At 45.8% G+C, this 8,380-nt stretch carries 7 protein-coding genes; all 7 read right to left on the bottom strand.

What is annotated here, in order from left to right:
- Positions 1-2,270: Ig-like domain-containing protein (locus tag FDK13_RS34000; RefSeq protein ID WP_220417500.1), on the bottom strand; the 2,270-nt coding region annotated here is incomplete at its 3' end.
- 84 nt (positions 2,271-2,354) lie between these two features.
- Complete coding sequence (locus FDK13_RS33995; RefSeq protein WP_170983001.1) at positions 2,355-3,416, bottom strand: T9SS type A sorting domain-containing protein; 1,062 nt, start codon at positions 3,414-3,416, stop codon at positions 2,355-2,357.
- Positions 3,417-3,426: 10 nt separating this feature from the next.
- The gene (locus FDK13_RS33990) at positions 3,427-4,677 is read right to left on the bottom strand and encodes a hypothetical protein (RefSeq protein WP_137344470.1); all 1,251 of its coding nucleotides are present in this window, start codon (positions 4,675-4,677) and stop codon (positions 3,427-3,429) included.
- 126 nt (positions 4,678-4,803) lie between these two features.
- On the bottom strand, positions 4,804-5,499 hold the full coding sequence (locus FDK13_RS33985; RefSeq protein ID WP_137344469.1) for a hypothetical protein: 696 nt from the start codon (positions 5,497-5,499) through the stop codon (positions 4,804-4,806).
- Between the two features lie 180 nt (positions 5,500-5,679).
- A complete protein-coding gene (locus FDK13_RS33980; protein ID WP_137344468.1) occupies positions 5,680-6,489 on the bottom strand; it encodes a phage tail-like protein in 810 nt (269 codons plus the stop codon).
- Positions 6,490-6,624: 135 nt separating this feature from the next.
- Positions 6,625-7,323, bottom strand: coding sequence for a hypothetical protein (locus FDK13_RS33975; protein ID WP_137344467.1), 699 nt, complete (start codon positions 7,321-7,323; stop codon positions 6,625-6,627).
- A gap of 164 nt (positions 7,324-7,487) precedes the next feature.
- A complete protein-coding gene (locus FDK13_RS33970; RefSeq protein ID WP_137344466.1) occupies positions 7,488-8,195 on the bottom strand; it encodes a hypothetical protein in 708 nt (235 codons plus the stop codon).
- Positions 8,196-8,380 lie beyond the last annotated feature (185 nt).

Below are 8,380 nucleotides of genomic sequence, written 5' to 3'. Positions count from 1 at the left end.
GTAGTCGGGTCAATCGGTGCTGAACCTGGCGTGTCGTTGGTCAATACCGTCACGATAGCCGGATTTCCGTTGGTAGAAGTTCCTATGTCAGTTTTTGCCACGGGTGGTGTAGCCGTTACGGTAACCGTAATGGGAGCCGGATTTGAAATCACTCCGTTCACATCTTTTTCCGTATAATTAACCGGCGTGGCAGTTCCTGTGAACGTCGCTACCGGTGTGAAAGTGATATCACCCGTTGTCGTGTTCACCACATAGGTACCTTCACCCGGAATGGTCACGGATGTTTTCGGAGTGTTATCGGCCGGATCAATGATCAAAACGCTGGTCGGGTCAATTGGCGAACTTCCCGGTATATCATTTGATATCGTCGTTATAGTCACAGGTGTGTTAAACGGCGTTGTTTTCGGATCTGGTACGGCGGTCGGCGGTGTTGGCGGTCCTACTGTAACCGTAATGGGAGCCGGATTTGAAATAACCCCGTTCACATCTTTTTCTGTATAACTAACCGGAGTTCCGGTTCCTGTGAACGTGGGTACAGGAGTGAAAGTAATATCACCTGTTGTCGTGTTCACCACATAGGTACCTTCACCCGGAATGGTCACGGATGTTTTCGGAGTGTTATCGGCCGGATCGATGATCAAAACGCTGGTCGGGTCAATTGGCGAGCTTCCCGGGATATCATTTGATATCGTCGTTATAGTCACCGGTGTGTTAAACGGCGTTGTTTTCGGATCAGGCACAGCGGTTGGCGGTGTTGGCGGTCCTACTGTAACCGTAATGGGAGCCGGATTTGAAATAACCCCGTTCACATCTTTTTCTGTATAACTAACCGGAGTTCCGGTTCCTGTGAACGTGGGTACAGGAGTGAAAGTAATATCACCTGTTGTCGGGTTCACCACATAGGTACCTTCACCCGGAATGGTTACGGATGTTTTCGGAGTGTTATCGGCCGGATCAATGATCAAAACACTGGTCGGGTCAATTGGCGAGCTTCCCGGTATATCATTTGATATCGTCGTTATAGTTACCGGTGTGTTAAACGGCGTTGTTTTCGGATCAGGTACGGCGGTCGGCGGTGTTGGCGGTCCTACTGTAACCGTAATGGGAGCCGGATTTGAAATAACCCCGTTCACATCTTTTTCTGTATAACTAACCGGCGTTCCGGTTCCTGTGAACGTGGGTACAGGAGTGAAAGTAATATCACCTGTTGTCGTGTTCACCACATAGGTACCTTCACCCGGAATGGTCACGGATGTTTTCGGAGTGTTATCGGCCGGATCGATGATCAAAACGCTGGTCGGGTCAATTGGCGAGCTTCCCGGGATATCATTTGATATCGTCGTTATAGTTACCGGTGTGTTAAACGGCGTTGTTTTCGGATCAGGCACAGCGGTTGGCGGTACAGCAGGAGTTACAGTTACAATAATCGTTGACGAATTTGAAATAACCCCATTCACATCTTTCACCGTGTAGGAAACAGGCGTACCTGTTCCTGTAAACGTTGGAATTGGTGTGAACGTCACGTCGCCCGTTGTAGTATTGACCGTATAGGTGCCCTCGCCGGGAATCGTTACCGACGTTTTTGGTGTATTATCCGCGGGATCGGTAATTAAAACGGTTCCAGGCGCAATCGGATCAGTACCCGGTGTGTCATTGGTCAGTACCGAAATAACCGTTGGCGTTCCGGCAACGGTTATTTTAGTGTCCGGCACGGTTACCGGAGGTTTAGGATCAACATTTAATCCTATGCTAGCAGTATTATTTCCTGTATTACCATCTGTAATTGGTGGTGAGGTCGTGGAGGTAAATTGAAAATCAGTCAAAGGAGTGCCTAAGCCAGGAGTTGCAACAAGGCCTACAACAGACACTGCAAATAGTGCAGATCCCCCACGAGGGATAAGGGCATTATTTACACCCGTCAGTTTGTTCGTAACCGGATCATAAGTCCAGTTATAAAGTGACGCCTGGGGGCCGGTTACAACTGAAGATGAAGGTCCATAGTTAGGCGGAAAGGAAATGGTGATCGTGATGGCCCCGGGAATATTTCCCGCAGGCGCCGTACATCCGGAAAGCGGTCCTACTCCAAAATTGAAATTCAAAGTTGCGGTTTCGCCAACAAGAATTGTCGCAATATTTGAAGGGCTGGAAGTCCCGGTATACAAGGTCCCGCTAAATCTCGGATCACACTGTGCATAGACAGACCTGGCCGCTCCTGTCAGCAAAAGGATACCTAAAAGTGCTAATGTAAAAGTCCTATACATTTTAGACATAGTGTTGTTGTTTAAAAAATTAATTATTGGTGATGAGTGCGCGAAAATACCTGCGGCCTGCTACCAGGCCGCAGTGTAGAAGACTTACCTGCTGATCACGATTTTCTGTGAGCTGATACCTCCATCTGATCGTGTGATTTTAACAATGTAAGTACCGGGAACTAAATTTTTGACATTGATCTGCCCGTTAGCGGATGTACCCGAAAGATGTACCGTCCGGCCGTTTAGGTCACTAATCACAACTTCGGTAATCTTGCTAAAATCTCTAAGTAGAATTTTATCGGTTGCGGGGTTCGGATATACCGACAAATCTATGTTCAGTCCGTCAAATGTTACACTTTGGATCCGGCTGTAAGCAAAAGTCGCGTCGTTGTCTACCATTCGCAGACGGTAAAGGTTCTCACCTTCGCCGGGATTGCGGTCTGAATACGTATAACTCAGTAGCGTTTTACTTTCACCATTCGATTTCAAAACACCGATTTTATTCCAGTTTTTACCATTTAGGCTGTGTTCTATTTCAAATCGGTCACTGTTCATTTCCGCTGTTGTACTCCAATTCAGGTTTGCAATTTTACCCTCTTTTCTTGCAGTAAAGCTTACCAGTGTTACTGGCAGGGCGGCATCAACATTCAGTCCAAGCGATCTGATATCATTTCCGGTAGAAGCATTAGTCGGTGGCGGATTGAGGTCAGAAGTCCAGTTTAAAGAAGTTGGTGGAGCTATCGTTCCGGGAGTGATTGCATTGCCCTTTACCTGAACAACGAAATTAGCTGGCGGACCAACCGGTATCGGTGCATTCTGGAAGCCAAACAGTGATGTTCCGGCAGCGTCATAAACCCAGTCGAAATACGACGCGTATGGACCGGAAATGTCCGCTGCGGATTGAGGACCATAACTTGGCGCAAACGACAGCGTAATGATAATTCCTCCGGCTGTATTTCCTGCGGCGGCATTACATCCTGCATCAGTTCCAACGCCAAAACCAAAATTGAGTGTTCCGGTTTCTCCTACCAGTATCGTTGGCGTTCCGCTCACAACAGAAGTTCCTGTGTAGGTCGGGCCAACCGCAAACTGCGGATCACATTGCGCCAGAACTGCAACATGCAGGCCTGTCACAAAAAATATTAATAATATTAGCTTTTTCATACAATTCATTCTAAAGTACAATACCTAAAACTTTCACCACGATGTTGTTATTATCATTACTGTCGCCGGTAGCTACATTGGCGCTTCCTGTTTTTGTATCAATCGTAGCAGTGATGATACCTGTGGTGGTTACAGGACCTGTTGCTTTTAGCTTATAGCCAAGATTAACAAAACTGTTTGCTGCTATTACAACACCCGGTTTCGAATCAAATTCAAAAGATCCGCCTCCAAAGTCCGTGATGGTCCATTGTGCATTTGTTACTGCCAGCCCTCCTGATATAACTGCCGCAGGATCAACCGTCATTTCGAAACCTGAGCCAAGTTCAAGAAATACTACAACGGTTCCTGTTGTTGGATTTGGAGTTAAGTTTGTCAGACGTAATACACCTTCGGAAGTTTGCCCTCCCAGAAAACTTGTAACCAGCGGTCTTGGCAAAGTTGGTGTCAGATCAATCGTCCCAACTGCTGCCAATGTATATGCTGTATACGTATTAGGTATTACCGAAGCTGTTGAGGTGATGGATCCTCCCAGAAGGATATCACTTGCACCACCCAGTACAGAGGTGACATCCACGGCCGAAGCGATGGCTTCCCATTTGCTTGTGCCCGGGTTCCAGCCCACGATCGTCAGTTTGCCGAGTGCGTTTGCCGTCAGGGTGGTAATGTTACTTCCGCCATCCCAGGTCAAAGTAATAGGCGTAGCCGTGGCTCCGTCAATATCCCAGTATTCTATTTTGCTCACCGTACCCACGCCTGCGGCTACGCTGGTAGTAGGAAATGGCCCGCCCGCGGGAAGTACAGGATAGTTGGTACCCGTGAAAAGATTGCTTGTAACAGCCGTGGTAGCATCCGTATGAAAATACGCCCCGCTCGTCCCATCCGACGAAGCCGCAAACTGCCCGGCATTGCCATTATCTCCCACCGGGAAAACAAACAGGCCCGTACCATATTTACGTACATACCCATCTACATAACTGGCATCCGTTACACCCGTAGCCGTAAGGTTATTGCCAAAATAGTTCAGGTAGCTGATCGTTGCCGTAGCGCGCTCAGTCAGGATTACGCCTGGCTGGGTGCCGCCGGTAGGGGTAAGGAAATTGCTGTTCCCGAAGAAAGTCATTTGCGCACCTCCGAAAATGGTGGTGTTGCCCAGGCTTCCTTCCTGTGCCTGCACTGCGCCGCCTAAGGCCAGCAATGCCGCCGAAGCCATGATCTTGATCCAGCCCTTTATTTGGAAAGGATTCATATATGTTTTTTTCATTGTTCTGTTTTTTAATTTGTGTGTTTGTTTTGATTTTTTTGTCCAAACCCGATTTTTTGGCTGCTTTTCATTAAATCCGCTCCGGGATGTGTACCGATTGCAAATAGACCGTAACTATTCTTATTTTTAATTAGATATTTTCGCGAAAACAACGTCTCCACCGGAACAATAGAAATACCCGCCTGCCTGTTGAGAATCAGAAGTGATACTTAATTCGTCACCTGCATTTACGCGAAGTATCACAACACCTGTTACAAAATTATTGGTACCCGCAAAGACAACCGGTGAAGCGATAGTTTCCTTAAATACAGCGTTCACATATAATTGAATATGTATGTTGAACGGCCCTGTGGAACCGGACCCTAGTGGCGACATGAAACTACCCGCCTTTACCATATAAACGCCACTGGAAGGAGCAATAAATGCATTTGCCAATATACTTCCTGAATTGTCAAAAACCGTGGTGCCAAAATTCATTCGCGAAGCAGTGGGATAATAGCTATAATCCTGGAGTTTAACTTTTGCCTGAACAGCCAGTGTTGGTGTTCCAAAAGGTTGCCAGCTGGCACCACCTGCTACATCAGAAGTCAATACTTTACCAGTTCCTTCTGTTCCGTCCTTAATGGTTACCTGCCCGGTGGTTTTATCTACACTCGTTTTGCGTCCAGCCGTAGAAGCTTCTACTTCCAGATTATTCGCCGCATTAATTAACGTAGGATTTGTTCCGATTTTCACCTGTGCAAAAAGTGCTGAGGAGCTGCATACCATCACAGCAACCATTGCCGCGGCGTATGCCTTTTTTAAGAATTGTTTGTTGTTCATTGAGTGCATTTAGTTTTGAGTTAAAAAGATATCCTGTGTGTTTGTTAAGTTTTAAACTGAATTTTTTTGCTTATGAACGATCCCGTTTTTGTAAGCTGCTTTACAAAATGCTTGGTTAGTCTGAATGTTCTGTGAGAAAACAGAGCATGGATTAGCATCTGAAAACTACACTAGCAGAGACTATTGAAAAACTGCAATTGTTTGATCAAGGTCGGTAACATCATAATTACTGCCAGCAACGCATCCGCTACAAGGCTGAGCAGCGAAAGTGATTTTATCTCCAGTCTTAAGAGATAATGTTACTGTATGGCTCCATCCGATTGTAAAGCCAAAATTTCCAGCACCACCTCCCTGGCTTCTTGTTACAGCAGTACCTGTTGCCAATGGAGTAACGTTTATGTAACTGGCTAAAACACCGCTCGAACCTGTTGGTCCAGTGTACTTTACTCTAAATGTCTGAGTGACAGTATAGAATGCGTCGAATGGAGCTGTGAAAACGCCGCCTGATCCCGCATTAAAGCTATCGAATTGTTCGGTGGTTAACATATTATATTGTGGGCCGCCGGTTACCGAATGAAAGGGGCCAGCCGCGCTGCCTCCCCACACTAACCTATAACCTTTGGTTGCATTTTGCGTAACCCAACCAAAGCCATCCCAATAGTATTCTCCTACACCAGACTCAGGGTAAGTTGTCCCATTTGACGCTTTGCCAAAAGTGATTGCAGGGTTTGTATTGTAAACCGTCATCCCAGGCGAAGTAGCGGCCGTTCCCACGCCTAAAACAGGCGCAAATACGATTGTGCTAGTCAAAGAAACTTGGGGCAATCTTACTCCTTTATCGGAGGCTTCAACTTCCAATGCAGAACCGGTAGCAATCGATGTCGGATTAGCCCCAATCTTCACCTGAGCAAAAAGCGCGGATGAGCTGCATACCATCACGGCAACCAATGCCGCTGCGAATGCCTTTTTTAAGAATTGTTTCTTGTTCATTTGTGTGTATTTAGTTTAAGTTAACTGGTTAAATAAAAAGCGTGTTAAGTTTAAAAATAAAATATTACTGTTTGTGACAATCAATCCGTGAACCTGCGAAATGGTAACTCGTGAGCACCGCCTGCCTTTTTACTCTTATTTTGATATGTAAGAAACACTCAGATTGAAGATGAAGAAGGTAGACGTTTGCCCGGAAACTCCCCATCGCAGATCCACAACATCGCCTGCTGTGAGTGGCATAATGATCGTCCCTGCGCCGCCCAGACCTACTCCGGCTACACATGTTGCGATACTGATGTATCTGGCCAGAACTCCGTTTACATAAATAAATACATACGTACCTTGGTTCCAGTTTACATTCAGCGACGAATACATGGTGCTGACCTGATAAACTCCGGTGCCATTAGAAGGAACGGTAAATTCATCAGTAGTCAGGTTGAAATTGTTGTTCTTATCATAATTCGTAACACCAAAATCCGCTTTTGCAGTAACCTGAAAACCAACGGATTGATTGGTTGAATTTGAGACAGAAAACAAAACCGGGGAGTCCTGCGCGGAAGGCGCTATCCACGTTGCCACCCCATTTGCATCAGAAGTCAATACTTTTGCATTTCCCTCGGATCCATCCGCAATCTTCACCTTACCTGTTGTTTTATCCACACTCACACTCCTTCCCGCTGTTGATGCTTCCACCTCCAGATTATTAGCCGCATTAATCGTTGTCGGATTTGTTCCGATTTTAACTTGTGCCAAAACGGCCGAAGAGCCGGACAGCAGGGTAAAAAGAAAAATGACTGCTGAAGTAATTCTTAAAGAACGTTGTCTGGTATTCATGTGAGGATTTCTGTTTTTTATGGTTGATAGGTGATAACGTTTGGTGTTGATTAGATTTTGGGTGGTTCGGGCTGTTTTAAATCGCGTTGCAAACGCTTGACCATACAAGCCTGCGCGGCGCGCACCAATTACAAATCGGCATCAACTTGGTAGTTTGATTATTTTCAAAATAGCTTTGTAACTGACATAAAACCTTTGTCAACATTAATGTATTGTGGTGTAGTTGCTGTGAAGTTCCAGAGCATCAGGCCGTAAACTTCGCCTGCTGCAAAATATCCTTCCCAAAAAATACCGTAGATTGGAAAACTTCCAGCGTAAACAAGTGTTTGAGGTTCTGCAAATGGCCCTAGTTGTCCATTTAAGCTTATTGCCAATCGAGCTCCAGAACCACCAGTAGTTCCTGTCATACGCGCGCCAACATGAATTCTATAATATCCTGCTTGTTGGATAGTATATAACTTGGTAGTTGCATCGTAACCCACAAGTGACCCGGCACGAGGTACCAATGGTATCCTATCATTTGGATCGCTAGTATTTCCTGCCCATCCTGGCACTTGATAAACACCAACTTGTTCGCCAATCCATATTGTTTGGTTTGTTGTTGTCTGCCAGCTCGCTCCACCATTTGCATCAGAGGTAAAGATCTTTCCACTGCCTTCTGTGCCATCTTTCACGGTCATCTGACCTGTAACTTTATCTACACTCGTTACGCGCCCGCTCGTTGAAGCTTCCACTTCCAGATTATTCGCCGCATTGATTAACGTAGGATTTGACCCGATTTTCACCTGCGCAAAAAGCGAAGATGAGCAAAACAAAGCCATGGCAAAAATACCGGCCCTGATAGTTTTTTGAATTAGTTGTGTTGTTTTCATTGTGTGTAGAAGTTTGGATTAAATAAGGTTTTAAAAAATGTGTGTTTTGGTTTGTGTGGTTATGTTTGTGGATCGTCAGGTCATAACCTTCCTGGTTGCCGCCCGTCCGCTTCGGATCAGGCCAGCGCTTTGTGCTGAAGTGTTTTTAAATAGTGTGTGTATGGTTTTAGTCTTGTAAATGGTGT

The organism is Dyadobacter frigoris (assembly GCF_005280585.1).
Lineage (GTDB): Bacteria > Bacteroidota > Bacteroidia > Cytophagales > Spirosomataceae > Dyadobacter > Dyadobacter frigoris.
This window is presented reverse-complemented; position numbering and strand designations above follow the sequence as displayed.

Coding starts and splice junctions, on each gene's coding strand:
- FDK13_RS33995 (WP_170983001.1), bottom strand. CDS start 3,416: ATGAAAAAGCTAATATTATTAATATTTTTTGTGACAGGCCTGCATGTT.
- FDK13_RS33990 (WP_137344470.1), bottom strand. CDS start 4,677: ATGAAAAAAACATATATGAATCCTTTCCAAATAAAGGGCTGGATCAAG.
- FDK13_RS33985 (WP_137344469.1), bottom strand. CDS start 5,499: ATGAACAACAAACAATTCTTAAAAAAGGCATACGCCGCGGCAATGGTT.
- FDK13_RS33980 (WP_137344468.1), bottom strand. CDS start 6,489: ATGAACAAGAAACAATTCTTAAAAAAGGCATTCGCAGCGGCATTGGTT.
- FDK13_RS33975 (WP_137344467.1), bottom strand. CDS start 7,323: ATGAATACCAGACAACGTTCTTTAAGAATTACTTCAGCAGTCATTTTT.
- FDK13_RS33970 (WP_137344466.1), bottom strand. CDS start 8,195: ATGAAAACAACACAACTAATTCAAAAAACTATCAGGGCCGGTATTTTT.